The following is a 25,700-nucleotide window of genomic DNA, read 5'->3' on the forward strand; positions in this document are numbered from 1 at the left end:
CCGTGCGGTAAACCCTTTAGGAGTAGTGATGACCGAGGAGCGTGTCGAGCGCCTGCTGGCCGAAGTCCATGATGATTTCGGCATGATCCGTGTGCTCGAGGTGGCCGATTACCGGTTTCTCGAGTTTGGCGACGCCATCGAGCAAAGCTGCGTGTTCACCGCTGACCCGAGCTGGCTGGAGTACGACTACACCCGTGCGATGCTGATCGGTGCGTTGTGCCATGAGCAGCCGGAGAGCGCGCTGTTCCTCGGCCTGGGAGCGGGTACGTTGACCCAGGCGTGCCTCAAGTTCCTGCCGCTGGAAGATGTCGAAGCCATCGAGCTGCGCCCTGATGTGCCGCGCCTGGCCATCGAATACTTGGGGCTGGATGATGATCCGCGTCTGTATATCCGCATCGGCGACGCCTTGGAATTGTTGGAGACCGCTGAATCGGCGGACCTGATTTTCGTCGACCTTTACACGGATGTCGGCCCTGGCGTCGGACACCTGGCCTGGACCTTCCTGGAAAACTGCCAGAAGAAACTCAACCCTGGCGGTTGGCTGGTGATCAACCAGTGGGCGACCGATGATGGCAAACCCTTGGGCGCGGCGTTGCTGCGTGGTTTGTACCACCGGCATTACTGGGAACTGCCGGTGAAGGAGGGCAATGTGATCCTATTGGTGCCTTCGGAGCTGGACCAGGCGCTGGATCTTGATGCGCTCTGGGGGCGCGCCGAAGCCCTCGCACCGCGATTGGGGTATTCGTTGCAGCCGTTGATCAAGGCGATTCGGCCGGCTACTTAGTCGCCTGTACCGACGCCATCGGCGGCAAGTCGAATCGTCGCACCGCCCCTCCCACACTTGGAACTCATTTCAAATGTGGGAGAGGGCTTGCCCCCGATGGCGTCGGTACAGGCGACTCAAATACCCTTGAACACCCCCGGCCGCTTCTCGACCATCGCCCGCACGCCTTCCTTGGCATCCTCGGTGTTCAGCAATTTATCCACCATCGGCGGCAGCGCGGCCGCCGCAACAGTTTCGCCTTCCATACGTGCCAGGCGGGACGACATCAAGGTGGCCTGGACGCCAAGCGGTGCTTGGCGCGCGATGCGACTGGCGAGTTCGATGGCGCGGGGCAGCAGGTCTTCACTGGCCATTACTTCCTGCACCAAACCCAGGCGCAGGGCTTCATGGGCGTCGAACTCATCGCCGGTGAGCAGCCAGCGCATTGCGTTGCCCCAGCCGGCGATCTGATGAAAACGCAATGTCGCACCCCCAAACGGAAAAATCCCACGTTGTACTTCCATCTGCGCAAAGCGGGTATTGCTCGCGCACACATTAATATCCGCAGCGAGCATCAACTCGATACCGATGGTCAGGCAGTAGCCCTGGGCCGCGATGATCACCGGTTTACTGACCCTGGGGCCTGCGAAAACGCCCCACGGATCGCAACCTCCCAGTGGGGGTTGCCAGCCTCCCGCCATCACGCCACTGACATTGGCCAGGTCCAGGCCAGCGGTGAAGTGGTCGCCGTGGGCAAATACTACGGCCACCCGTGCTTCGTCATTTCGATCAAATTCGCCATAAGCCAGGCTCAGTTCATTGAGCAAATCCAGGTCAAAGGCGTTGCGCTTGGCGACCCGATCCAGGCCCAACAGCAGGACATGGCCCTGGAGTTCACGGCTGACGCGGCTGCGGTTGGCTTGATTCATCGGGTGTTCCCTCGGGCGCAATGAAGGGTTTCAGACCAAAGGGTCTCGATGCTGGGTGAACCGTTTAAGCGTGATGACCAACAGGGCCGGGCCTTTGAAAAATAGACCCTGGCGCGCTTATCTGCAAAGACTGTGATGCAGCGCGGTTTATCGGCGCCTGGCGATAAAAAAAGCTCCCTTTTTCAGGTATTTCCGGTATAGTGCGCGCCGGCCTTTAACCGGGCCGCGTTTAGGTAGCGCAATTCCCCGAAGTCAGCTTCGGCTGCACGTCCGCACAGCGGACTCTCCCTTGACGAATCTTTTTCATTCATTCGTTTTCGCAAATCCCCGCCGACAAAGCAGCCAGGGCGACTCTTGAGTCTCAACACGGCATGCGCAGCTTTGGAGCATGGGTCTTTGCGGATGCACTTAGAGGCAGACCCATGACCCAGGAAACCGGCGGCTTCGCCGCTTTTAATCTTAACCCGAACATTCTCGCTGCCGTCATCGCGACCGGCTACGAAGAACCTTCGGCGATTCAGCAGCAATCGATCCCGATCATCATGGCCGGCCAGGACATGATTGGCCAGGCGCAAACCGGTACCGGTAAAACCGCCGCGTTCGCCCTGCCTATCCTGCACTGCATCGATCCTGCCAAGCGCGAACCGCAAGCCCTGATCCTGGCGCCAACGCGTGAGTTGGCGCTGCAAGTAGCAACCGCTTTCGAAACCTACGCCAAGCAAATGCCAGGCGTTACCGTTGTTGCCGTTTACGGCGGCGCGCCGATGGGCCCGCAACTGAAAGCCATCCGTAATGGCGCTCAGATCGTTGTTGCCACCCCAGGCCGCCTGTGCGACCACCTGCGTCGCGACGAGAAAGTCCTGTCGACCGTGAACCACCTGGTTCTGGACGAAGCTGACGAAATGTTGAAGCTGGGCTTCATGGATGACCTGGAAGTCATCTTCAAGGCACTGCCTCCAACCCGTCAGACCGTCCTGTTCTCGGCTACCCTGCCACAGTCGATCCGTGCCATTGCCGAGCGCCACCTGCGCGATCCGCAACACGTGAAGATCCAGACCAAGACTCAGACCGTTACCGCGATCGAACAGGCTCACCTGTTGGTTCACGCTGACCAGAAGACCTCGGCTGTATTGAGCCTGCTGGAAGTCGAAGACTTCGACGCCCTGATCATGTTCGTGCGTACCAAGCAAGCGACCCTGGACCTGGCCAGTGCCCTGGAAGCCAAAGGCTACAAAGCTGCTGCGCTGAACGGTGACATCGCCCAGAACCAACGTGAGCGCGTGATCGACTCCCTCAAGGATGGCCGTCTGGACATCGTTGTAGCGACCGACGTAGCGGCTCGTGGTCTCGACGTTCCGCGTATCACCCACGTGTTTAACGTTGACATGCCTTACGATCCAGAGTCCTACGTTCACCGTATCGGCCGTACCGGCCGTGCCGGTCGCGAAGGTCGTGCACTGCTGCTGGTGACTCCACGTGAGCGCCGCATGCTGCAAGTGATCGAGCGTGTAACCGGTCAGAAAGTGGCTGAAGTCCGCCTGCCGGATGCCCAGGCCGTTCTCGATGCCCGCATCAAGAAACTGACCAACAGCCTGTCGCCGCTGGTAGCTGACGCTGAATCGACCCACGGCGACCTGCTGGACCGCCTGACCGCCGATATCGGTTGCACCCCACGTGCCCTGGCTGCAGCCCTGCTGCGCAAGGCTACCAACGGTCAGGCCCTGACCCTGGCAGCCATCGAGAAAGAGCGCCCACTGGTGCCGAACAACGCGCCACGCGGTGATCGTCCAGAGCGTACCGGCGACCGTCCGGACCGTGGTGATCGTGAGCGTCGCGCTCCGGTTCCATTGGCTGAAGGCCGTGCTCGTTGCCGTACCGCGCTGGGCGCGCGTGATGGTATCGCTGCCAAGAACCTGCTGGGCGCTATCCTCAACGAGGGTGGCCTGGCACGTGAAGCCATCGGTCGCATCCAGGTCCGTGACAGCTTCTCCCTGGTGGAGCTGCCGGAAGACGGTCTGGAAAAACTGCTGACCAAGCTGAAAGACACCCGCGTTGCCGGCAAGCAATTGAAGCTGCGTCGCTACCGCGAAGATTGATCCGCCCTTGGGCTGATTGATCGCACATAAAAAATCCCCGACTGGTTCGGGGATTTTTTTGTCCGGTGTTAACCGAAACGGTAGATGTCCATGCCCAGCGCGCCCATGGTGAACCCTTGATGCGCCACGCTGAAGGCACCCCCGGCGCCGCGCGCAAAGTACAGCGGTAACAAATGTTCATCGCTGGGATGGCTACGCACGGCGTGGGGCGCCTGGCGACGGTAATCATGCAAGGCTGCCTCGTCGTTGGCGGCGAGTGTGTCCACCATCCAGTCGCGGAAGTCGCGTGCCCAGGGTTCGATACTCTCGGGTCCGGCCTGCCAGTTCAGCTCGCCCAGGTTATGGGTGATGCTGCCGGAGCCGATCAACAGTACGTCCTGTTCGCGCAAGCTGGCGAGGGCATGCCCGACGCGGGTTTGCAGGGCAGGGCCCATGTGACTGGGCAATGAGACTTGCACCACTGGAATGTCCGCTGCCGGGTACATCAGCGAGAGCGGCACCCAGGTGCCATGGTCGAAAGGGCGGCGCTCATCGATTCGCGCATTCAAACCGTCGGCATGAAGCAGCTCGACGATTTCGTTGGCCAATTGCGGGTCGCCCGGCGCCGGGTACTGCACGGCGAACAGCTCGCGGGGGAAGCCGCCGAAGTCGTGCCAGGTTTCGGGCGCAGCGCTGCCGCTGACCAGCAGTTCCTGGCTTTCCCAGTGCGCCGACACCACCACAATTGCCTTCGGCCGTGGCAGTTCAGCGGCCAGGCGTTGCAGGGCGGGGCCGCTGGCGCCGGGTTGCAGGGCAAGCATGGGCGATCCGTGGGAGATAAACAGGCTGGGCAACATAAGGAAGGTCCTGAGGTTTAACATGGGCCCATCTTCAATCAGATCATTGATCTAAATCTAATATAAGTTTTAGCGCTTTTTGATCGAATTTTCGGAGGTGATTCCATGGAGCCCAAATTTTGGCAGGAACGCTGGGCGCGCAATCAGATCGGTTTTCACTTGCCCGAGGTCAATCCTTACCTGCTGCGGTATTGGCCTTCGCTGACACTTGCCCAGGGCGCCAAGGTGCTGGTGCCGCTGTGTGGCAAAAGCCTGGACCTGATGTGGCTGGCCAGTAACGGCTATCGCGTACTCGGCGTTGAACTGTCGGAGCAGGCGGTTGAAGCTTTTTTCAGCGAGCAGAATCTGACGCCGCGAATCACTCGGCACGGCGTGTTCAAGGTGTACCAGGCTGATTTGATCGAAGTATGGTGCGGCGATTTCTTTGCCTTGGACGCTGGGGTACTGGCTGATTGCACTGCGCTTTACGACCGTGCCGCACTGATCGCCTTGCCGCCGCTGATGCGCGCGCAGTACGCCGAGCAGTTGAATAGCCTGTTGCGGCCAGGCTGCCAGGGGCTGCTGATCACCCTGGACTACGACCAGACGCAAAAAGCCGGCCCACCCTTTGCGGTGACGGATGATGAGGTAAAGGTGCTACTGGGTTTCCAGTGGCGCCTGGAGGTGCTCGAGGCCCAGGATATTCTGGGGGAGAGTTGGAAGTTCGTGCAGGACGGTGTCACGCGCCTGGAAGAGTGCGCCTATCGGCTCACCAAGGTGTAAAAACCGTGCACAAAAAAAGGGGCGATCCAATCGCCCCTTTTTGCATTCCCGGGTATCAGCCCCGACGACGCAGCGCGTCGATACGCTCTTCCAGCGGTGGGTGGCTCATGAACATGCGAGCCAAGCCCTGCTTGACGCCACCGTTGATGCCAAAAGCGGTCAAGCTGTCGGGCATATGCACCGGCAGGCCCTGTTCGGAGCGCAAGCGCTGCAGCGCGCTGATCATTGCGCTGGTGCCAGCCAGGCGTGCGCCGGCTTCGTCTGCGCGGAACTCTCGTTTGCGCGAGAACCACATCACAATCGCGCTGGCCAGGAAGCCCAGTACCACTTCGGCAAAGATGGTCGCTACGAAGTAGGCGATACCGCGGCCGCCTTCGTTCTTGAAGATCACCTTGTCGACAAAGTTGCCGATGATCCGCGCAAAGAACATCACGAAGGTGTTAACCACGCCTTGCACCAGCGCCAGGGTAATCATGTCGCCGTTGGCTACGTGGCCAATTTCGTGCGCGAGTACCGCCTTCACTTCATCGGGTGAAAAGCGCTCGAGCAGCCCTTGGCTGACCGCCACGAGGGCGTCGTTCTTGTTCCAGCCCGTCGCAAAGGCATTGGCCTCGTAAGCAGGGAAAATCCCGACTTCGGGCATTTTAATACCTGCTTCTTGAGACAACTGCTCCACGGTTTGCATCAGCCATTGTTCATGGCGAGTGCGTGGTTGAGTGATGATCTGGGTGCTGGTGCTCATCTTCGCCATCCACTTGGAGATGAACAGCGAGAACAGCGAACCGGCGAAACCAAAGACCGCACAGAAAATCAGCAGCTGATTGAGGTTCAGATCAACCCCGTTGGCCGCCATGAACCCGTTGAAGCCGAAAAGGCTCAGGGTGATGCTGGCAATCAGCACGACCGCCAGGTTGGTGGCCAAGAACAGCAGGATGCGCATCATGGTTGTAGAGTTCTCCTCATGCTTAATATGTCGCGTACTGCGGGGTATATAAGGTGCGGCTTGGGGTGATTCAACCGAGCGACTATTTCAAACTGTGTCCTACAGCCTGAATGTAGAGCCTTGAAGGGATTTTCCGATGACGAATGCCATCCGTGAAAAGCCACTTTTTGCCTTGCGGCCCCGTAACTACAGGGGCTTGTGGATGTAGAGACGCAAGTGCAGTGCGGGGAAAGTGGATAGCCAGAGAAGTGTTGCCAGATAATCGCTGTACGACCGAATGTGGGTCGTACAGCGCCATGCCGGTTACTGGCGATAGGACTTGAGGAAGTTGCCGATACGGCCAATGGCCATGTCCAGGTCATCCACGCGCGGCAGGGTCACCACACGGAAGTGATCCGGCCACGGCCAGTTGAACGCCGTGCCCTGGACCACCAGCAGCTTTTCCGACAGCAGCAGGTCGAGCACGAACTTCTCGTCGTTGAGGATCGGGCAGACTTTCGGGTCGATCCTTGGGAAGGCGTACAACGCGCCCATGGGCTTCACGCAGCTCACGCCCGGGATCGCATTGAGCAGTTCCCAGGTACGGTTGCGCTGTTCCAGCAGGCGGCCCTGGGGCAGGATCAGGTCATTGATGCTCTGGTAGCCACCCAGGGCGGTCTGGATTGCGTGCTGGCTCGGCACGTTAGCGCACAGGCGCATGTTGGCCAGCATGTCGATACCTTCGATGTAGCTCTGGGCGTTGTGCTTGGGTCCGGAAATCGCGATCCAGCCTGAGCGGAAACCCGCCACGCGGTAGGACTTGGACAGGCCGTTGAAGGTCAGGCACAGCAGGTCCGGCGCCAGGGAACCGGTGCAGATATGCACCGCATCGTCGTAGAGGATCTTGTCGTAGATCTCGTCGGAGAACACCACCAGGTTGTGCTGGCGTGCCAACTCGAGCATGCCCAGCAGCACTTCCTTGGAATACACGGCGCCGGTGGGGTTGTTCGGGTTGATGATTACCAGGGCCTTGGTGTTCGGCGTGATCTTGGCCTTGATGTCGGCCAGGTCCGGGAACCAGTCGGCGCCCTCGTCGCACAGGTAGTGCACCGGGTGGCCGCCGGCCAGGGTCACGGCAGCGGTCCACAGCGGGTAGTCCGGTGCCGGCACCAGCACTTCGTCGCCGTTGTTGAGCAGGGCCTGCATGGACATCACGATCAGCTCGGACACGCCATTACCCAGGTAGATGTCTTCGATGCCGACACCTTCGACCTGCTTCTGCTGGTAGTACTGCATCACGGCCTTGCGCGCGCTGAACAGGCCTTTGGAGTCGCTGTAGCCCTGGGCCGTTGGCAGGTTGCGGATCACATCCTGGAGGATTTCATCCGGCGCTTCGAAACCAAAGGGCGCCGGGTTGCCAATGTTCAGCTTGAGGATGCGATGGCCTTCCTCTTCCAGGCGCTTGGCGTGCTTGAGCACTGGGCCGCGAATGTCGTAGCAGACGTTGGCGAGCTTGTTCGATTTGCTGACCTGCATGGCGATGTGATCCTGAAAATGAACGATCCAGACGGTATGGGCACTACCGTACTGTGAATGCTGCAAGGCCCGCACCCATAAATACGTTTGAATGCCGGTAGCGCGGGTGCCAGACTGGCGTTTTGAAGAGGCGCAATCATACGTGCCGCCTGATCCATGGAAAAGATACAGATCAGGCTTTTTCAGTTGCCGAGGTGTACCGATGGAAAAGTTGCAGAGAACCGTTGAAGAATGGGAGGCAATGCTCGATCCAGAGCAGTACAACGTGTGCCGCCTCAAGGGCACCGAGCGTCCTTTCAGCGGTAAGTACAATGGGACCAAGACCGACGGCGTATATCACTGCATCTGCTGCAATGAGCCGTTGTTCGATTCGACCACCAAGTTTGATTCCGGCTGCGGCTGGCCGAGTTTCTACGCGCCGATCGCCGACAGCGCAATGATCGAGATCCGTGACGTCAGCCACGGCATGATCCGCACCGAAGTCACCTGCGCCAAATGCGATGCGCACCTTGGGCATGTGTTCCCGGACGGTCCGCCGCCGACGGGGCTGCGTTATTGCATCAACTCGGTGTGCCTGGACCTTGTTCCTCGTTAACTTGAAGGGCGTCGGGACTCTGTAGGAGCGCTCGCGAAAGTCGTCAGCGATTACGCGGCCATTCTGGTTCAGCGCGGTGTCCTTGAGTTTTTCGCGAGCAAGCTCGCTCCTACAAAGTGTTGATGGGATGCCATCAGTCCGGTCAATTAAATTGCACACAATTGAATTGCCTACTATGTTTCACCTTCTTCCCCTTTATCGAGGCACTGCCATGAGCAACAACCTGCTGAGCATCCCGTGCACCACCATCAAGGGGGAGCAAAAGACCTTGGCCGATTTCGCCGGCAAGGCTGTCCTGGTGGTCAACACCGCCAGCAAATGCGGCTTCACCCCGCAGTACAAGGGCCTGGAGCAACTCTGGCAGCAGTACAAGGACCAGGGCCTGGTGGTGCTGGGCTTTCCTTGCAACCAGTTCGGCAAGCAGGAGCCCGGCGACGAAGGTGCGATTTCCGAATTCTGCGAGCTGAATTTCGGTGTCAGCTTCCCGTTGTTCAAGAAGATCGACGTCAATGGCAGCGATGCCCATCCACTGTTTGTGCAACTGAAAAAACAGGCGCCGGGCCTGCTGGGGTCCAAGGGCATCAAGTGGAATTTCACCAAGTTCCTCATCGGCCGCGACGGCCAGGTGGTTAAGCGCTTCGGTCCTACCACCAAGCCGCAGGACTTGACCCAAGAGATCGAAGCCTTGCTCAAATGACCGACCTGCCCACCGTGTCCCTGGCCCTGGACAACCAGCTGTGTTTCAAACTCTACGCTGCGTCACGCGCTGTCACCCGCGCTTATAAGCCGATGCTCGACCAGTTGGGTCTGACCTATCCGCAATATGTGGTGATGCTGGTGTTGTGGGAGTGGCACGCCACGCCTGCGCTGCAGCCGACGGTCAAGGCCCTGGGTCAACGCCTGATGCTCGACTCGGGCACGCTGACGCCGCTGCTCAAGCGTCTTGAGCAGCTTGAGTTAGTGACGCGCCGGCGCAGTGCCAGGGATGAGCGGGAAGTGCACTTGAGCCTGAGCGAGGCCGGTTTGCAACTGCGGGACCAGGCCCATAGCCTGAAGACCCGCTTGTTGTGTGATCGCGGCATCGACCTGAATCAGGCCGATGCCTTGCGCGATGGCCTCGACCAGTTGCTTGCGCAGCTTAAAGACTTGTCGTCCCCGGCACCCACAAGTCCAGCAGCGCGTTGAGTTCTTCACGGCGGAACGGTTTGGCCAGATAGTCATTCATGCCCGCCGCACGGCAGCGCTCGCGTTCTTCGGACAGGGCGTTGGCGGTCAACGCGACAATCGGCAGGTCCGGCCAGCGCCCGCTGCGACGAATCTGCCGGCTGGCCTCATAGCCGTCCATCACCGGCATGTTGCAGTCCATCAGCACCATATCGAAGCGCTGCTCTTCAAGAAACGTGAGTGCTTCGCCACCATGGGCGGCCACGATCACTTCGCAGCCCAGCTTGCTGAGCATACCCTTGGCTACCAGTTGGTTGACCGGGTTGTCCTCCACCAGCAGGATGCGCGCCCGATGTGCGAGCGGCGCGGCATCCAGTTGGACGGGGTCAAGCACCAGGTGCGCGTCGGTGCGTAAGTTGCGTTGCAGGATCTGGTACAGCGCGTTACGGCTCAAGGGGCGCGCTTGTTGGTGCAGCGGCACCAGCGCCGCGACTTCTTCGCTGGGCATGAAATTGCCGTAGGCGGTCACCAGCAGGATGGGCGCGGTAATGCCCGGTCGTATGCGGAACAGGCATTCCGGGCAGTCGGTAATCAGCAAGTCAGGCGTTTGCCCGCTCAAGTCGTCTTCCATGGTGAAACAACGGGGGGCCAGTCCCCAACTGGGCAGCAGGGTTGTGAGCAACTCTGTCAGGCCGCTGCCGGCGTTGGTGATGGCGATAACCTCACCTTTGAGCGGCGGTGGCTGTACGGCGGGCAAATGGGCAGGCAGTGGCAGGTCTGCGCAGAACTGGCTGCCAAAGCCCACTTCCGAGCTGATACTCAAACGTCCCTTCATCGCTTCGCACAGGTTGTGCGTCAGCGCCAGGCCCAGGCCTGTCCCGCCAAACTGGCGAGTGATACCGGCACCGGCCTGGGTGAACGGTTGGAAAATTTTCACCTGCGCTTCCTGCGCAATGCCGATGCCGGTATCGCAGACTTCAATGCGCACCCCGCCGTCGTGAGTGCGCAGGCGCACATCAACGCGACCAAAGCGTGTGAACTTCAAGGCGTTGGAGAGTAAGTTGCTGACAATCTGCCGCACACGGGTCGGATCACCCAGCACCTGGGCCGGGAACTGCGGGTCGATCAGGCAACTCAGTTCCACGCTCGGGGCGGCGTTCTGCGACAACAGGTTGGCGGTGTCTTCCACCAGCGCCCCCAGGTCGAACGGGATGCGTTCCAGCTCCAACTGGCCGGCGTCGAACTTGGACAGGTCGAGAATATCGTTGAGTAACTCCACCAGCACTTTGCCGGAGTCATGGGCGATAGACAGTTGCTGGCGCTGCTCGGCGTTCAACGGACTGTCCAGCGACAGTGCGATCATGCCCAGCAGGCCGTTGAGCGGGGTGCGGATTTCGTGACTCATGTTCGCCAGGAAGGCCGCCCGGGCCTGGGCCATGCCCAATGCATTCATCTTCGCCGCTTCCAGCTCATCGTTGGACTGAGTCAGTCGCTGGTTGCTGGCCTTGAGTTCAAGGGTGCGCGCGGAAACGATGTCTTCCAGTTGCCCCAGGTATTCAGTCAGCCGGTCTTCGGCGTGGCGGCGCTGTTGGATTTCGGTTTCCATGTTTTCGAATTGCTGGTTGGCGACGTTCACCAGCACACCGATTTCGTCGTGCTCGTGCCCTGGCGGGCAGTCCAGGCGCGCCTGCTTGCGTGTGCTCAGCTCACGAATAATGCGCACCAGCGGCTGGGTCAGCATCATGTAGAACAGGCCCAGCAAAATCCCGCTCAGCAGCAGGCTGCGTGTGAACCCGTTGAGCAGGGTGATCTCGGCGCGGCGTAGGAACCGGCTACCAAAGGCGTAGGTGTCGACATCCAGGCGCAGTACGCCAAGTGACTCGTTGGGCATGTGACTCAGGAACAACTGGTCTTCGAACTGGCGGTTGGCGCCAAACATGAAGTCACTGATGGGCCGGTAGGTGCTTTCCTGGCGTGGTCGGTCGACATCGGCCAGCACCACGCCGTTGTTGTCGATCAACTGCGCGCGAATGATGGCGGGGGAATGGAGCAGGCCCAGCGTCAGTTCCTGGGCCAGTTCGGCATCGATGTTGTAGGCGATACGTGACGTAGGATTATGGCTGATTTCGATCAGCGAACGTATTTCGCGGTTGATGGAGGCGTCTTCGCTGGCATAATCAATGCCGATTTGGATCAGGCTGAGCAAGGTTCCCAAGACGAAACCGACCAGCACAGTCAATCGGGCTTGTTTATAAGACAAGCGGTGGGCGAACTTGATATCCATTGAGTGTTGAACCACTTCACGTTTCCCTTCGCCCGGCAAGCATAGCTGAACATCCACAAGCTCAGGCTTGCCCGGCATGAATCGTTTTTTACGCAGCCCCAAGCGGTCTGTCGCAGGGTTGCCAATACGCCATCTTTTGCAAGAACTTGCCAGAGGAATAATTGTGGATTCTCGATTGAGTGCCTTTCTAGAGCGAGCCGATGCAGTACTCGCTCGCCTGGAACCCCTGTTGCCCGCGCCACGCCAAGCCATCGACTGGGACCAGTGCCTGGCCGCCCGTTGGCAGCGCGAGGGCCGTAGTGGCTTCCTGTTGCCGCTGGACGTGAGCCTGGACATGCGCCTGTCCGATCTGATTGGCGTGGACAAGCAACGTGAAACACTGGCGCGCAACACCCAACAGTTTCTTGATGGCCTGCCTGCCAACCATGCGTTGCTGTGGGGGTCGCGAGGCACCGGTAAATCGTCCATGGTGCGCGCTTTGCTCGCGCAACATGCCAAGGCCGGTTTGCGCCTGATCGAAATCGAGCGTGACCACTTGGCCGATTTGCCGCGTGTGGTTGAGCAACTGCTCAAGTTACCGCAACGTTTCATCCTGTTCTGCGACGACCTGTCGTTCGAAGCTGGCGAAGGTGACTACCGCGTGCTCAAGAGCGTGCTCGATGGCTCCCTGGAACAGGCCCCCGAAAACGTGCTGCTGTATGCCACGTCCAACCGCCGCCATCTGGTGCCGGAAAACCAGAGCGACAACGATAACTGGAAGCGTGTGGACGGTGAACTGCACCCAAGCGAGGCGGTGGAAGACAAGATTGCCTTGTCCGACCGCTTTGGCTTGTGGCTGTCGTTCTACCCGTTCACTCAGGAACATTTCCTCGATGTGGTCGAGCACTGGATCGGTGAACTGGCGAACAAGGCGGGTTTGCAGTGGCAGCGCGATGAGGCCCTCGACATTCTCGCCGTGCGCTGGGCCACCGGGCGTGGCAACCGCAACGGTCGTTGCGCGTATCAATTCGCCCGTTACTGGGTGGGCCTCAAATTGCTGGAGCGTCAACCATGATCGATTTACGACAAGCCGGCACTGGCCTCGACGGCTATGCCATGCTGTGTGCCCAGTTGGAGTCGCTGCTGGCCGATGAGCGCGACTTCATCGCCAACAGTGCGCAGTTTTCGGCTTTCCTGTTCAGCCAGTTGGATGACCTGAACTGGGCCGGCTTTTACCTCAACCGCAATGAAGAGCTGGTGCTTGGCCCGTTCCAGGGGCAGATTGCCTGTGTGCGTATTCCGTTTGGCCGTGGGGTGTGCGGGGCGGCCGCGGCCTCGCGGCAAACCCAGCGGGTAGAAGATGTACACGCGTTTCCCGGGCATATCGCCTGTGACAGCGCGTCCAACAGCGAACTGGTGGTGCCACTGGTCAAGGACGGCAAATTGATTGGTGTCCTTGACCTCGATAGCCCGTCGTTGGCCCGCTTTACCCCGCAGGATCAGGCGGGTATCGAACAACTGGCGGCGATTTTCCTGCGCTTGACCGACTGCTGATCAAATAGGGGGCGCGGCCCGCCCCTTATTGGCTATCCAACTCGTTAAGCCGCACTTGGAGCATCCTCTCCAGCTCCAGCATCAGCTTCTCCAGGGACTTTATACCCGCTTCGATCAGGGGCCGCTCATCGCCCCGCGCACACGCCTGTTCGAGGGCTTCGCACTGCGAGGCCAGCGCACAGGCTTGAACGATGCGCGCAGCGCCCTTGATCTTGTGAGCCTGCTCGATGATGCCCTCGGCGCAGGCCTGTGCAGCCATCAGTGCGACCAACTCCTGGCGATCCTGGCGACTGCTGTTCAGTAATTCTTCCAGTAATAGGCGGCTCATGCGCGGGTCGCCACCGGTAAGGGCGTCGAAGTTGCCGATGTCCAGGATCAGACCGGTGGGTTGAGGACTGATCTTTGCCAGTTGCCGCTCCAGCGCCGTAAGGTTGATGGGTTTGAACAGGCAGTCATTCATGCCCGCCTGTGCGCAGCGTTGTTTCTCTTCGGGCTGGGCATTGGCAGTAAAACCCAGTACCACGCAAGGCGTCAGTTGTTCGCGCTGCTCGTATTCGCGGATCGAGCGGCTCAACTCGTAGCCATTCATGATCGGCATGTTGCAATCGGCGATCACCAGGTCGAAGTGCTCCTGACGCCAGGCCTGGAAGCCGGCGGCGCCGTTCTGGGCGGCGGTGTACTGATGGCCCAGGTAGCCGAGCTGCTGGCACATCAACAGGCGATTCGCCGGATGATCGTCCACCACCAGCACATTCAGCACAGGCACGTTCGTGGTTGCGGCGGGCTTGAGTTCGTCTACCATCTGCAGCGCCGGCAGGCGATTCATCTTCAGGCTCACGTGCACTTGGGTGCCTACCATGGGCACGCTGCTCAGGCTCAGTTGCCCGCCCATCATCGCGCACAGGCTGCGACAGATCACCAGCCCAAGGCCCGCACCGCTCCTGGCCAACTGGCCTGAGTTGTCCGCCTGCGCAAAGGGTTCGAACAGGCGCATCTGGTCGTCCCGGCTGATACCGATACCGGTGTCCTCCACCACCAGTTTCATCTCGACCTGTTGCGCCAGTTCAGTGGCTGATACTTCCACCTTGATTTTTACCTGGCCACGTTCGGTGAATTTGATGGCATTGCTGATCAGGTTGGACAGCACCTGCTTGAAACGCAGCGGGTCGATCAGGACGTCGGTGTGTTCAAGATCAGGCGTGAACTCCAGCAACAGGCTAAGGGTCTTCTGGCGGGCCAGACCGTCGAAGACACGCACCACCGACTCGATTACCTCCCTCAGGTTGACCCGCTCCGGTGCCAGGCTGAGGCGACCGGATTCAATGCGCGCAATGTCCAGGATGTCGCCGATCAGCTCCAGCAGATCCTTGGCCGAGTTGTAGGCGACTTCGATGGCCGGGCGGTCGAGGTGGCCCTGGTCCGCTCGCTTGAGTGTCAGCTCCAGCATGCCGATCACCGCGTTCATCGGCGTGCGGATTTCGTGGCTCATGGTGGCGAGGAACGTGCTCTTGGCCCGATTGGCTTCGTCGGCTCGCTCCTTGGCGGTGCGAAGTTCGTCGAACAGCTGGCGTCTCTCACTGATGTCGATCCAGCCACCGATGATGCCCTGAACTTCGCCGACGGAGTCGCGGTACGGCAGGATCCAGTGGTAGATCGTCAGTTTTTTTCCGCGGATATGCAGGGTGCGGTCCAGGATCAGCGGGTTGCCTTCGGCCACCACGCGCTGATAGTCGGCATGGTACTGCGCCGCCTCTACTGCAAGGGCTGTGCTGATCTGGACCGCGCTTTTACCTATCACGTCTTCGCGCTTGACGTCGAACGTCTGCAAGTAACTATCGTTGCAGGTCTGCAGCAGCCCCTTGTTATCACGTACGTAGATCGGGTGCGGGGTTTCATTGACCAGGGCGCGCATGAACTCGAACTGGTCATTGAGGGCGCGCTCGGCCATTTTTCGGTGCTTGATCTGGCGGCGCATGTACGCATTCCAGCTCAGGGAAACCAGTAGCAGCAGCCCGGTCCCGATGACGATGCGCGCAATCAGTTGGTGATAGTCACGCCAGTAGCTGTCTGAGTCGGCGGTATAGCCGCGCCAACGACTGTTGATCACTCCCAGTTCATCCGGCGCGATGCTGAGCAAAGCCTTGTCGAGAATCGAGCTGAGTTCGGTGGCGCTGCGTGATGTCGCCAGCCCGAAGGTGGCCGGCATCGTGCCGATGCTGAAGCTGATTTGAAGCTTGTCCTGGAGCATCTGCGAGGACAGGAAGTAATTGGCGACCACCAGGGTATTCACCGCGCCTTCTACATTGCCTTGTACCAGCAGTTCGGCTGACTTGAACGTGTCGCCGGTTTCTACCAGCTGAATCTTTGGGAAGTGCTCACGCAGGAATTTTTTCAGCGGACTGCCTTGTGTGACCGCCAGGCGCTTGCCCTCCATTTCCTCCAGGCCTGTGGGTGCCTGGCCGTCCTTGCGCGTCAGCATCACGTAGGAGTTTTCCAGGTACGGACGACTGAAGTTCAGTTGGGCTTCTCGCTCGACGCTTGGGATGATGGCTCCGATGATGTCCGCCTTGCCGGTTTCTACATGCTCGATCATCGTGTTCACATCGCGCCCGCGCTGGATCTCGAAGCGCAGCCCGGTGCGCAGGCGAATCAGTTCCAGCAAGTCGGCAGTAACGCCGCGAAAATTGCCATCGGTGTCGAAGAATGTCAGCGGCGCAAAGGTGGGGTTCACAATCACTTTGACTACCGGGTTTTCTCTCAGCCAACGTTCTTCGCGAAAGGTCAGTTGCAGCTTTTGGTCGGTCAACAGGATGTCGCTGCCGGCACTCCAGCGCTTGGCGATCGTTTCCCGTTCTGAGGTGGGTACGGCCCTCAGTACGGCGTCGACAATGCTCAACAGCGTTTGCTGTTCCTCGGGCATTGCAAAGCTGAATCCATAGGCTTCATGTTTGCCGAAGTTCGCCATGCGAATATTCTTCAGGTAGCCCTTGTTGATCATGTAGTGGGTGGAAATGGTATCGCCGAGAAATACGTCTGCCTGGTCGAAAGCCACTGCATTCAAGGCGTTTTGATAAGAAGGGTAGGCACGGATGATTGCCTTGGGGTACAGCTTTTCCACCTCGTGCAGCGGCAGGTAGTGATAGACCAGTGCCAGGCGCATGCCGGCCAGCCCATCACTCAGGCTGCGGGTTTCGCCTTCGCGGGTCACCAGGACCGGCCGGTCCACGGCATACGGCGCCGACAGGGTCAGCTTGGGGTTTGCCGCTTCAAAGCTGTTGGATGAGCCCAGTAAATCGATATCCCCCGCTTCGAGGGCTCGAATGGCGGCCTCTCGGGAGGGGTAGCGCAACACCTTTACCGGCACGGCCAGCGCCATTGCCAGCAGGCCGGCATAGTCGGCGGTGAGTCCTTCATAGTCACGCCCGCTGGAGGTGAGGTCAAAAGGCGGGTAGTCAGGAAACGCCGCGCCCAGTACCAGTTCACGTTTGTTCTGGAGCCATTGGCGCTGGGCCTTGTTCAGGTGGGGTTCCAACTGTACGGAGCTCGCGCGACTCAATAGGTTGAAATGCTCCGGGCTCGCTGGTGGGGTTGCAGGCACAGCGGTGCTGAAGCACAAACCGGCACTCAATATAATCAAATAGTCCTTTATACGCCTGGGCATCCGCTTTCTCACACTAGCGCGTTTCGTTTTGCCATCTCGATAAGTTCTACCAAGGATTTGGCTTGAAGTTTTTGCATCAGCCTCTTTTTATATGTACTTACTGTTTTGTTACTCAGGAACATACCTTTGGCGATTTCCTTGTTGGTGCGGCCTTGTGCAAAAAGTTGCAATACCATCAACTCACGATCGTTAACGGCCTTGAACAGTTCAAGTTCCTTGCCGCTCTCATCGCCGGGGGTCAAGGCCTGGCTGGGGAAGTAGTTGTAACCGGACAGTACGGCGCGGATGGCGCTCATCAGCTCGCTCAGGTCGCCTTCCTTGCACACGTAGCCATCGGCCCCCGAACGCATGCAACGCGTGGCGAACAGGGTGGGGGATTGAGCCGTCAGAACCAGGGTTTTCATCGAGGCGTTCATGGCGTTGAATCGGCACAGCACTTCCAGGCCATCGAGTTTTGGAATGCTGATGTCCAGGATGATCAGGTCCGGCATGCATTCGCGGACCATTTGTATGGCGTCGCATCCGTTATCGGTTTCACCGACTACTTTGAAGTTCTCTTCGTGCTCCAACAACATTCGTATGGCAAGTCTTATAACGGGATGGTCGTCAATAATAAAAACTGTGTTCATGATCATATTCCATGCAAGTACAAATAAAGCGGGCACATTAGCTCAGAAGCCGATGGGTAAGCATGAACTTGAGTGGCAACAGGTATAAAACAGGAAAGTTCCTACATTAAAAAAGGTAAAAGCCTACCGATCCTTAAGGCGCTGCAACGCGAGGGCGCAGCGTTCCGCAGGGGCGTGGGCTGAACTGTCATGACAAGGACTTTACGGTAGTTACGCGCGAATTTTCCGAACGGTCGATTTGTTTAAAGTCCTACGTTTATAACGTGAGTAATGTATGGGTCAAACGGGCAAGCTCATCTTTATTCAACGGCTTTGGCAAATAACCGAGCAACGGCAGGCCACGTTTGAGGGCTTGGGTTTGCAATGCTGAAAGTTCTGCCTCGGGAAGTCCGCTGAGCAAGATGGCGGCCTTGATAAACCGTTGGCGACTGGCGATTTCAATCAATTCAAGCCCAGGCAGGTCGGGTAGGCACTGGTCACACAGGATGATGTCGAAGGGCGCGTCGGCCTCGGTCATCAAGCGGATTGCCTGCTCGGCGTTTTCGGCCGGGGCCAGGTGCTCGAAGCCGAAGCTTCTCAGCAGGCACTGGGTGGCCAGCAGTTGAAAGGGATGGTCCTCCACCAACAGGATCCGAAGGGGGTAACTGGGCATAGAAGGCACACGGTGAGTCAAGCGTCGATAGGGGGCACGTAGGAACTGTTCACCAGACCTGCCCGGAGCGTGCGCGATTATTCTTCGGGTGCTTGTGCGAATTCGATCAGGCCGCTCTGTTCCCATCGTAGGCAGATTCTGTTCAGTGAACAGGCGGCATGATCAGTGTGGTTATTGGGGGCTGGAGCGCCCGGTCATCTCCCGTGCCATCTCGGTGGCATAGCTGTCGGTCATGCCGGCGATAAAGTCGATCATCCGCAGGAACGACTTGTGCAACGGCCAGGCAGGGTCGGGCGCGTTGTTGCCCAGCAGGTCGAGAATGCGCCGGTTCTTGAACGACGGCGTGCGCCCGCCGTGCTGCTCCAGGGCCGCGCCGCAAAAGGCGTTCAGCAGAATTTCCAGGGTGGTGTAGGCGCCGATCTCGTGCAAGGTCTTGCGCTTGTCCTGGAAGATCTTCTTGCGCGCCATGTCCTTGGCGTCCAGCACGCAGCGTTTGGCGGGGCCGTGCATGTGTTCCACCAGGTCGCCGGGCAGGGTGCCGGCAAGCAAGGCATCCTGTTGTTCGACGAAGGCTCGCGCCGCTGCGTTGGTCAAGTGCTCGATGGCCTTGCCGCGCAGGATTGCCAGCTTGCGTCGGCGTGAGTCCTGGGAGCCCAGTTGCCGGTAAGTCTGCGGCAGGTCGTCGCCCACCAGGTCGAGCAGCAGTGACTCGACTTCGGCGTACTGCAGCAGGTCCATTTCCAGGCCGTCTTCCAGGTCGATCAGGGCGTAGCAGATGTCGTCCGCTGCCTCCATCAGATAGACCAGTGGGTGGCGAGCCCAGCGTTGTTCCTCGAGTTGCGGCAGGCCGAGCTTGCTGGCGATTTGTTCGAGGATCGGCAGCTCGCTCTGGTAGCAGCCGAACTTATGTTTCTTGTAACCCAGGGAGTCGGCGTGGCGGGCGGTCCAGGGGTACTTGAGGTACGTGCCCAAGGTCGCGTAGGTCAGGCGCGTGCCGCCGTCGAACTGGTGGTATTCCAGCTGGGTCAGTACCCGGAACCCTTGGGCATTGCCTTCGAAGTTGAGGAAATCATTACGCTCGGCGGAGCTCATGTCGTCCAGCCAGCCGCGCCCCGCTGCCTGCTGGAACCAGTGGCGGATGGCGTCTTCGCCGGAATGCCCGAACGGTGGGTTGCCGATGTCATGGGCCAGGCAGGCCGATTGCACCACCATGCCCAGGTCGCTCGGGTCGCACCAGTCGGGCAGGGCGCTGCGCAGGGTTTCGCCCACGCGCATGCCGAGGGAACGGCCTACGCAGCTGACTTCCAGGGAGTGAGTCAGGCGTGTATGGATATGGTCGTTGCTGGACACCGGGTGCACTTGGGTCTTGCGGCCCAGGCGGCGAAACGCGCCGGAGAAGATAATGCGGTCATGGTCTTTGTGAAACGGGCTGCGGCCGAGTTCTTCCGGGCTGTGCAGGGGTTTTCCAAGGCGTTCGCGGGTAAGCAGGGTGGGCCAATCCAAGGCGGGTACTCTCCGTACGGTGAATGACCCTCCCAGCTTCCCGGTTCCGCCCTGACGGGGCAAGCGAAAATCTACAGGCCTGCCGCGTCGATATCGATTAACAGCAAGCGCTGACCGTTATCGAAGAATTGTCCGGCGGTGAGGCAGTACTGGTTGGTGGTTGCGTCACGGTAGGTCGAAGATAAGGTCAGACGACGCTCCTCCCACCCTTCGGCCAGCAGGTGATAGAAGTACGGCCGCCAGGACCAGTTGTGGCCCAGGTAGCGGCTGTCGGCCTGCCAGGCGTCCTGGCGCCATTCGAAGTTGGGGGTTAACTGGGTGCCATGTCGGTCGCACTGGTAAAAGCGCAGCAGCCAGGGGAAAGCCGGCAGTTGGGGCAAGTGATCCAGCGGGGCTTGAGCCTGTGCCCAGGTTTGCAGGATCTTCATCAGTTCGGCCAATTGCTGGCGCAGTAGCATGATGCGTCCGCGTTCGGCCAGCTTCTGCTGGACATACGCCGCGCGCAGTTGGTCAAAACGCGGCACGAATGCATCGGTGGCGAACCAGTCCAACTGTGCCTGGGCAAACAGATAGCCCTGCACATAGCGCGAACCGCACTCCAGGGCGAAGCTCAGTTGCGCTTCGGTTTCCACGCCCTCGGCAATGATCCAGCAGCCGGTTTTTTCCGCCATTTGCGCCAATGCCCGCACCACCTCACTGCTCGGTCCGCCCCGTGCCGCTTCCTGGAACAGGCGCATGTCCAGCTTGAGAATATCCGGCTGCAACGCCAACACCCGGTCAAGCTGTGAGTAGCCGGCGCCGAAATCATCGATGGCGATGCGTGCACCGGCCTGGCGATAGCGTGCCACCACCTCGGCCAGGCGCTGGATGTCACCGCCCAATTCGGTGATCTCGAACACGATGCGCTGCGGATCGACGCCATGGGCGTGGATCTGTTTGAGGCTTGGCAGCGCCTGGCCCGGGCGCAGTTGGTTGATCCAGCGCGGCGAGATATTCAGGCTGAGGAACCAGTCTTCGGGGGCTTCATGCAGGCGGCTCAAGGCATTGTCGCGGATCTGCCGGTCGAGACGGCGCAAGGTGGCGCCCGGGGTGCGCGGGTCGGCGAACAACGGGCCCACGGACTGCAAGCAGCCGTCAGCCTGGCGTAGACGGCCCAAGGCTTCGACGCCAGCAATACGACCGGTGGCGGTGTCGATAAACGGCTGGAAACAGGCGAGCGGTTGCCCGTCGATCACGGGGCCTCCTTAAGAGAGGTGGCGAAAAAAGGCCCGGCCCTCGAAAACGAGGACCGGGCCGATTCTGTTAGCAAGAATGCAGCCAGCAGGCTCAACCTTTGCGAGAATTGCCCTGCATGGCCAGTTTGATCAGCGGGATTAATCCGGCACCGAGCCGAACCAGGCGCGTCACACTGCTGATCCCGCCGCCCTTGGCGCCCTTACCGGTGAAGAAACCGATCAGCGTTACAGCGGCCACGCCCCACAGCGGCGCGTGCTTGATGCCCAGGCCGCCCTGAAAGCTTTGGCCCATGTTGCGCACCTTGTTCAGCGGCACCATCAATTGCTGGGACTCGTGGCGAATCTCCTGGCGGTGCATCTCCATGCGCAGGCGGATCAATGCCTTGCGCATTTCCCGGCGGGAGGTTTGCTGGATTTCATTCGAGCTCATGGCAACAGGCGCTCCCGATCATTGGCCAGCTCTTCGAGGGTGGCGTGGAACGGCGTGGACTCATCGAACACTGCCGCTTTCAAGCGCACCCCGCAGAAGGCGGCGGCCAGGGTATAGAACACACAGAGGCAAATGATGCCGGTCAAGCGGTAGCCGGTGTCCCACACCAGGATCATCACCAATGTCGATAATCCCACCAGCAACAACAGGGCAAACACCAGCGCCAGGCCGGCAAACAGCAGCAGGCTGACGGTGCGGGCCTTCTGCTCCTGCAATTCGATGCCAAACAGTTCGACGTGGCTGTGCAGCAAGCCAAGAACGGCCGCGCCCAGTCGCCTCGAGGTAGTACCAGTGGACGAGCCAGTTTCGCCGATAGACATGATTAGCGCCTTGTGGCCAGCAGGCCGATCAGAAAGCCCACGCCGGCGGCAATGCCTACCGACTGCCAAGGGTTGGCCTGCACGTAATCTTCGGTCGCGGTAACTGCCGCCTGGCCGCGTTCGCGCAGCGAGTCTTCGGTTTGCTTGAGGGTTTCGCGGGCCTGCAACAGCGTGTCATGAATCTTGGCACGCAGCTCATCGGCCTGGTCGCCCGCAAGCACCTTGGTGTCGTCCAGCAACCTTTCGGTGTCAGTCACCAGGGTTTGAAAATCCGCCATCAGTATTTCTTGAGCAGTCTTTGCAGTTCTTCTGGCCATGGTTATCTCCGTGATTGGCTGATCTGTACGTGTGGTTTCGAGTCACCGGTATCGGTGAAGGTTCAGTGCAATTGTGTGGTACAGCTTTTGCTTTGCCTTGGTGCGCACGCCCCTGGGTTTGCGCTGAATCCGGGCGGTCGGGGCTCAAGTCTCGAAAAACCTTACCCTAAATAACTGAAACTCGCGGAAAAACCCTGTCGGCTACGGCCTGTTGTGTTGAACGCTGCGCTAAAGCGGTTCACGCCCTCTGAAGAGGGGCGGTGCCGGTGGTGCCAATTTAGTGCGCGCAACCCCTGGCTTGAACCGCTTTGGTGCTTTTTGCCTTTAACGCAGGCCTGCCAACCTCCATGGAAAATTTGCAAAGTGCGGTGGACACCTTGGTCCACAGCTCCAATACCCTGTTTATCCTGATCGGTGCGGTCATGGTCCTGGCCATGCACGCCGGCTTCGCGTTTCTGGAAGTCGGGACGGTGCGCCAGAAAAACCAGGTCAACGCCCTGTCGAAGATCCTCAGCGACTTCGCCATCTCCACCCTGGCCTATTTCTTTATAGGCTATTGGATCTCCTATGGTGTGAGCTTCATGCAACCGGCGGCCGTGATCAGCGCCGATCATGGTTACGGCCTGGTGAAGTTCTTCTTCCTGTTGACGTTTGCAGCAGCGATCCCGGCGATCATCTCCGGCGGTATTGCGGAGCGTGCAAAGTTCGCTCCGCAGTTGTGCGCCACCGCGCTGATCGTGGCGTTTATCTATCCGTTTTTCGAAGGCATGGTGTGGAACGGCAATTTCGGCCTGCAGGCCTGGCTGCTCAAGACGTTCGGCGCCAGCTTCCATGATTTTGCCGGCTCCGTGGTGGTGCATGCCATGGGCGGCTGGCTGGCGCTGGCGGCGGTGTTGCTGCTGGGCCCTCGCAATGGGCGCTACCGCGAAGGGCGCCTGGTGGCATTCGCGCCGTCGAGTATTCCGTTCCTGGCCCTGGGCTCGTGGATTTTGATCGTCGGCTGGTTCGGCTTTAACGTGATGAGCGCGCAAACCCTCGACGGTGTCAGCGGCCTGGTGGCGGTCAACTCGCTGATGGCCATGGTGGGTGGCACCGTTGCCGCCCTGGTGATCGGCCGCAATGACCCCGGCTTCCTGCACAACGGTCCGTTGGCCGGTCTGGTGGCGATCTGCGCCGGTTCCGACCTGATGCACCCGGTGGGCGCGCTGGTCACGGGTGTGGTCGCGGGCGGGCTGTTTGTGTGGTGCTTTATCGCCGCCCAGGATCGCTGGAAGATCGACGACGTGCTGGGTGTATGGCCACTGCATGGCCTGTGCGGGGTATGGGGCGGGATTGCGTGCGGCATCTTTGGCCAGACGGCGCTGGGGGGATTGGGCGGCGTCAGCCTGATCAGCCAATTGATCGGCACGGGGCTTGGTGTGGCCGTGGCGTTCGGCGGCGGCCTGCTGGTGTACGGCGTGATCAAGCGCGTGCACGGGCTGCGCCTGAGCCAGGAAGAGGAGTATTACGGCGCAGACCTGTCGATCCACAAGATCGGTGCGGTCAGTCAGGACTGATCGGCGCCTCTTCGTCGGTGTTCGGGTGTGTGTAAAAACCGTGCAGCAGGCGATAGCGGTTATGCCGTACTTCATCGACCCGCGCCTGCACCTGTTGGTCCGGCAGGCCCAGCAGAATCAAGGCGTGCGAGGCGAGCATCAGGCTCGACTCCAGCAGCTCGGGCACCACTTCGCTGGCGCCCGCGGCTTTCAATTCAGCCCACTGGCTGTCATCGCGGGTGCGCACCAGGATCGGCACGTCGGGGTTGATATGGCGTGCTTCCTTGAGCACCGCCAGGGCGACATCACTGTTATCCACGGCAATCACCACCAGGCGCGCCCGTTCCAGGCCCACCGCACTGAGTAGGGCACCGCGACGGCAGTCGCCGTAATGCACGCTGCTGTCTTCGGTGGCGGCTTCCTGCACCCGTTCCGGGTCGTCATCCAGGGCGATAAACGCCTGTTGCTCATTGCGCAGAAAGCGCCCGATGGATTGCCCGACCCGGCCATAGCCGCAGATGACCGCATGCCCTTGTAATTGGGCGTTGAGGGCGGTGATCTGTTCCAATTGCACCTGTTGGTTGGGCTTGCGGTGCAGGCGCAGGGCAATCGCCGGCGCGGCGCGCAGCAGCAGTGGGGTCAACAGCATCGAACAGAACGTGGCGGCGAGCAGCAAACCGTTGAATTCATCGGGGACCAACCGCCTCTGCTGCATCTGCGCCATCAGCGCAAAACAGAACTCACCGCCCTGGGCCAGTGCCAGGCCGCTGCGCCAGGCGGTTTCACTGTCGCTGCCACGCAGCTTGACCAACGCAGCCACCACACACCCTTTGATCAGCATCAGCGCGAGGGTCATGCCGAGGATCAACAGGCTGTGGCTGACGAACAACTGCAGGTCGATAAGCATGCCGATGCTGACGAAAAACAGCCCCAGCAGGATGTCGCGAAAGGGCCGGATATCCGCTTCGATCTGATGGCGGTAATGGCTTTCGCCCAGCAGCATGCCGGCCAGGAAGGCGCCGAGGGCAGGGGAGAGGCCCAGCAAGTGGGTGAGCCAGGCCGTCAGCAAGACGATCACCAGCGCCAGTAGCACAAACAGCTCCGCCGAATGAGAAGCGGCGACCTCATGAAACAAGCGCGGCAATAACCAGCGACTGGCGAGCAGCAGGCCCACGAACAACACCACGGTTTTGCCCAGCGTCAGCGGCAATGCCCAGTACCAGGCCTGCTCGCTGCTGCCGGCGAACACCGGTACCAACGTCAGCAACAACACCGCCACCACATCCTGGAACAGCAACACGCCGATCGCGTTCTGGCCATGGCTGCTGAAGATTTCGCCGAGGCTGGTCAGCTCCTTGCTGACGATCGCCGTGGATGAGAGCGTCAGCCCCGCTCCCAGCAACAAGGCGATGCCCGGCGCCACACCAAAGGCCATCAACAAGCCCCCAAGCAGCACGCTGCAACCCAGCACCTGCAAGCTGCCCAGGCCAAACACCACGCGGCGCAGGGCGAGCATCTTGGTCAGGGAAAACTCCAGGCCCAGGGAAAACAGCAGGAACACTACGCCCAGTTCGGCGAGGTCAGGCAGCTCTTCGCTGTCATTCACCCAGTCCAGGGCGGTGGGCCCCACGGCCAGGCCCACGCATAGGTAGCCCAGCACGGGTGGCAACTGCAGCCGGCGAAACAGTGCAATCACCACCAGGGATGAGGCCAGAATGATCAGCAGGTTGGCGAACACAAGCATCTCCGTTGCAGGGTGAGCGGGCAAAAAGCCGCGAGAATCGCTGAATCAGTTATAGGCCATGGTGATCTGAGTCAGGGTTTATTGTGGCCGGCGGGTTTCCGGAGAGTGAACGCTGTACCTGTAGCGAGCGGGCTTGCCCCGCGTTGGGCTGCGAAGCGGCCCCAAAACACAAGCACCGTATTTCTGTCTGAAGG

The 25,700-nt window shown here is 60.0% G+C and carries 23 protein-coding genes; 9 read left to right on the plus strand and 14 right to left on the minus strand.

The annotated features are described in order from the left end of the window. Positions 1–28 precede the first annotated feature (28 nt). Positions 29–784, plus strand: a complete 756-nt coding sequence (locus AB1462_RS27850) for a spermidine synthase (RefSeq protein ID WP_259193535.1) — start codon at positions 29–31, stop codon at positions 782–784. Positions 785–900: 116 nt separating this feature from the next. On the opposite strand, the gene AB1462_RS27855 is transcribed toward AB1462_RS27850, so the two are convergent. Then, complete coding sequence (locus tag AB1462_RS27855; RefSeq protein WP_367248527.1) at positions 901–1,692, minus strand: crotonase/enoyl-CoA hydratase family protein; 792 nt, start codon at positions 1,690–1,692, stop codon at positions 901–903. A 422-nt stretch (positions 1,693–2,114) separates the two neighbouring features. Between AB1462_RS27855 and AB1462_RS27860 the strand changes: the two genes are divergently transcribed. Beyond that, positions 2,115–3,788, plus strand: coding sequence for a DEAD/DEAH box helicase (locus AB1462_RS27860; protein WP_027606997.1), 1,674 nt, complete (start codon positions 2,115–2,117; stop codon positions 3,786–3,788). A 68-nt stretch (positions 3,789–3,856) separates the two neighbouring features. Here the strand turns inward: AB1462_RS27860 and AB1462_RS27865 are convergent, their stop codons facing one another. Then, complete coding sequence (locus AB1462_RS27865) at positions 3,857–4,624, minus strand: class III extradiol ring-cleavage dioxygenase (protein WP_315338170.1); 768 nt, start codon at positions 4,622–4,624, stop codon at positions 3,857–3,859. Between the two features lie 105 nt (positions 4,625–4,729). On the opposite strand from AB1462_RS27865, the gene AB1462_RS27870 reads away from it, so the two are divergent. Then, entirely contained in the window at positions 4,730–5,386 is a 657-nt protein-coding gene (locus AB1462_RS27870) for a thiopurine S-methyltransferase (RefSeq protein ID WP_259193532.1), read from the plus strand. Between the two features lie 55 nt (positions 5,387–5,441). Here the strand turns inward: AB1462_RS27870 and htpX are convergent, their stop codons facing one another. Together htpX and AB1462_RS27880 are read right to left on the minus strand one after the other, a co-directional pair. Beyond that, positions 5,442–6,329 (minus strand): protease HtpX, encoded by an 888-nt coding sequence (htpX, locus tag AB1462_RS27875; RefSeq protein ID WP_027607000.1) that lies wholly within the window; start codon positions 6,327–6,329, stop codon positions 5,442–5,444. A gap of 303 nt (positions 6,330–6,632) precedes the next feature. Next, on the minus strand, positions 6,633–7,844 hold the full coding sequence (locus AB1462_RS27880) for a pyridoxal phosphate-dependent aminotransferase (RefSeq protein WP_012723006.1): 1,212 nt from the start codon (positions 7,842–7,844) through the stop codon (positions 6,633–6,635). 202 nt (positions 7,845–8,046) lie between these two features. Between AB1462_RS27880 and msrB the strand changes: the two genes are divergently transcribed. The 3 genes from msrB to AB1462_RS27895 all read left to right on the plus strand — a co-directional run bounded on the left by msrB (position 8,047) and on the right by AB1462_RS27895 (position 9,624). Then, positions 8,047–8,439 carry a peptide-methionine (R)-S-oxide reductase MsrB gene (gene msrB / locus AB1462_RS27885; RefSeq protein WP_259193530.1) on the plus strand — a complete coding sequence of 131 codons (393 nt, stop codon included), beginning with the start codon at positions 8,047–8,049 and terminating at the stop codon, positions 8,437–8,439. Between the two features lie 211 nt (positions 8,440–8,650). Then, a complete protein-coding gene (locus AB1462_RS27890; RefSeq protein WP_090407255.1) occupies positions 8,651–9,136 on the plus strand; it encodes a glutathione peroxidase in 486 nt (161 codons plus the stop codon). Next, complete coding sequence (locus tag AB1462_RS27895) at positions 9,133–9,624, plus strand: MarR family winged helix-turn-helix transcriptional regulator (RefSeq protein ID WP_090407253.1); 492 nt, start codon at positions 9,133–9,135, stop codon at positions 9,622–9,624. Before AB1462_RS27890 ends, AB1462_RS27895 begins: the two co-directional genes overlap by 4 nt. Here AB1462_RS27895 and AB1462_RS27900 read toward each other — a convergent pair. Next, on the minus strand, positions 9,578–11,887 hold the full coding sequence (locus tag AB1462_RS27900; RefSeq protein WP_090407250.1) for a response regulator: 2,310 nt from the start codon (positions 11,885–11,887) through the stop codon (positions 9,578–9,580). The two genes, AB1462_RS27895 and AB1462_RS27900, sit on opposite strands and share 47 nt — an antisense overlap. 163 nt (positions 11,888–12,050) lie before the next feature. Here AB1462_RS27900 and AB1462_RS27905 point away from each other — a divergent pair, with 163 nt between their 5' ends. Continuing rightward, positions 12,051–12,941: an ATP-binding protein gene (locus tag AB1462_RS27905; RefSeq protein WP_090407247.1), complete on the plus strand. Its 891-nt coding sequence runs from the start codon at positions 12,051–12,053 to the stop codon at positions 12,939–12,941. Beyond that, entirely contained in the window at positions 12,938–13,420 is a 483-nt protein-coding gene (locus AB1462_RS27910; RefSeq protein WP_090407244.1) for a GAF domain-containing protein, read from the plus strand. Before AB1462_RS27905 ends, AB1462_RS27910 begins: the two co-directional genes overlap by 4 nt. Before the next feature lie 25 nt (positions 13,421–13,445). On the opposite strand, the gene AB1462_RS27915 is transcribed toward AB1462_RS27910, so the two are convergent. From AB1462_RS27915 to AB1462_RS27950, 8 genes are all read right to left on the minus strand, one after another. Further along, entirely contained in the window at positions 13,446–17,081 is a 3,636-nt protein-coding gene (locus tag AB1462_RS27915) for a transporter substrate-binding domain-containing protein (protein ID WP_367248532.1), read from the minus strand. Positions 17,082–17,089: 8 nt separating this feature from the next. Next, the gene (locus tag AB1462_RS27920; protein WP_090407238.1) at positions 17,090–17,710 is read right to left on the minus strand and encodes a response regulator transcription factor; all 621 of its coding nucleotides are present in this window, start codon (positions 17,708–17,710) and stop codon (positions 17,090–17,092) included. A gap of 256 nt (positions 17,711–17,966) precedes the next feature. Beyond that, complete coding sequence (locus AB1462_RS27925; RefSeq protein WP_090407233.1) at positions 17,967–18,362, minus strand: response regulator; 396 nt, start codon at positions 18,360–18,362, stop codon at positions 17,967–17,969. Between the two features lie 171 nt (positions 18,363–18,533). Beyond that, positions 18,534–19,865, minus strand: a complete 1,332-nt coding sequence (locus tag AB1462_RS27930; protein ID WP_090407231.1) for a deoxyguanosinetriphosphate triphosphohydrolase — start codon at positions 19,863–19,865, stop codon at positions 18,534–18,536. 71 nt (positions 19,866–19,936) lie between these two features. Next, entirely contained in the window at positions 19,937–21,100 is a 1,164-nt protein-coding gene (locus AB1462_RS27935) for an EAL domain-containing protein (protein WP_090407228.1), read from the minus strand. A 91-nt stretch (positions 21,101–21,191) separates the two neighbouring features. Further along, positions 21,192–21,530, minus strand: a complete 339-nt coding sequence (locus AB1462_RS27940; protein WP_053130627.1) for a hypothetical protein — start codon at positions 21,528–21,530, stop codon at positions 21,192–21,194. Continuing rightward, the gene (locus AB1462_RS27945; RefSeq protein WP_033901397.1) at positions 21,527–21,910 is read right to left on the minus strand and encodes a phage holin family protein; all 384 of its coding nucleotides are present in this window, start codon (positions 21,908–21,910) and stop codon (positions 21,527–21,529) included. The genes AB1462_RS27940 and AB1462_RS27945 overlap by 4 nt, the downstream gene beginning before the upstream one ends. A gap of 2 nt (positions 21,911–21,912) precedes the next feature. Beyond that, positions 21,913–22,227 carry a YqjD family protein gene (locus AB1462_RS27950; RefSeq protein WP_012723021.1) on the minus strand — a complete coding sequence of 105 codons (315 nt, stop codon included), beginning with the start codon at positions 22,225–22,227 and terminating at the stop codon, positions 21,913–21,915. Positions 22,228–22,574: 347 nt separating this feature from the next. Between AB1462_RS27950 and AB1462_RS27955 the strand changes: the two genes are divergently transcribed. Further along, on the plus strand, positions 22,575–23,783 hold the full coding sequence (locus tag AB1462_RS27955) for an ammonium transporter (protein WP_090410096.1): 1,209 nt from the start codon (positions 22,575–22,577) through the stop codon (positions 23,781–23,783). Here the strand turns inward: AB1462_RS27955 and AB1462_RS27960 are convergent. After that, positions 23,770–25,506 carry a cation:proton antiporter gene (locus AB1462_RS27960; protein WP_367248534.1) on the minus strand — a complete coding sequence of 579 codons (1,737 nt, stop codon included), beginning with the start codon at positions 25,504–25,506 and terminating at the stop codon, positions 23,770–23,772. The genes AB1462_RS27955 and AB1462_RS27960 overlap by 14 nt on opposite strands. Between the last annotated feature and the right edge of the window lie 194 nt (positions 25,507–25,700).

The organism is Pseudomonas sp. SB113, assembly GCF_040754745.1.
Taxonomy (GTDB): Bacteria; Pseudomonadota; Gammaproteobacteria; order Pseudomonadales; family Pseudomonadaceae; genus Aquipseudomonas; species Aquipseudomonas grimontii.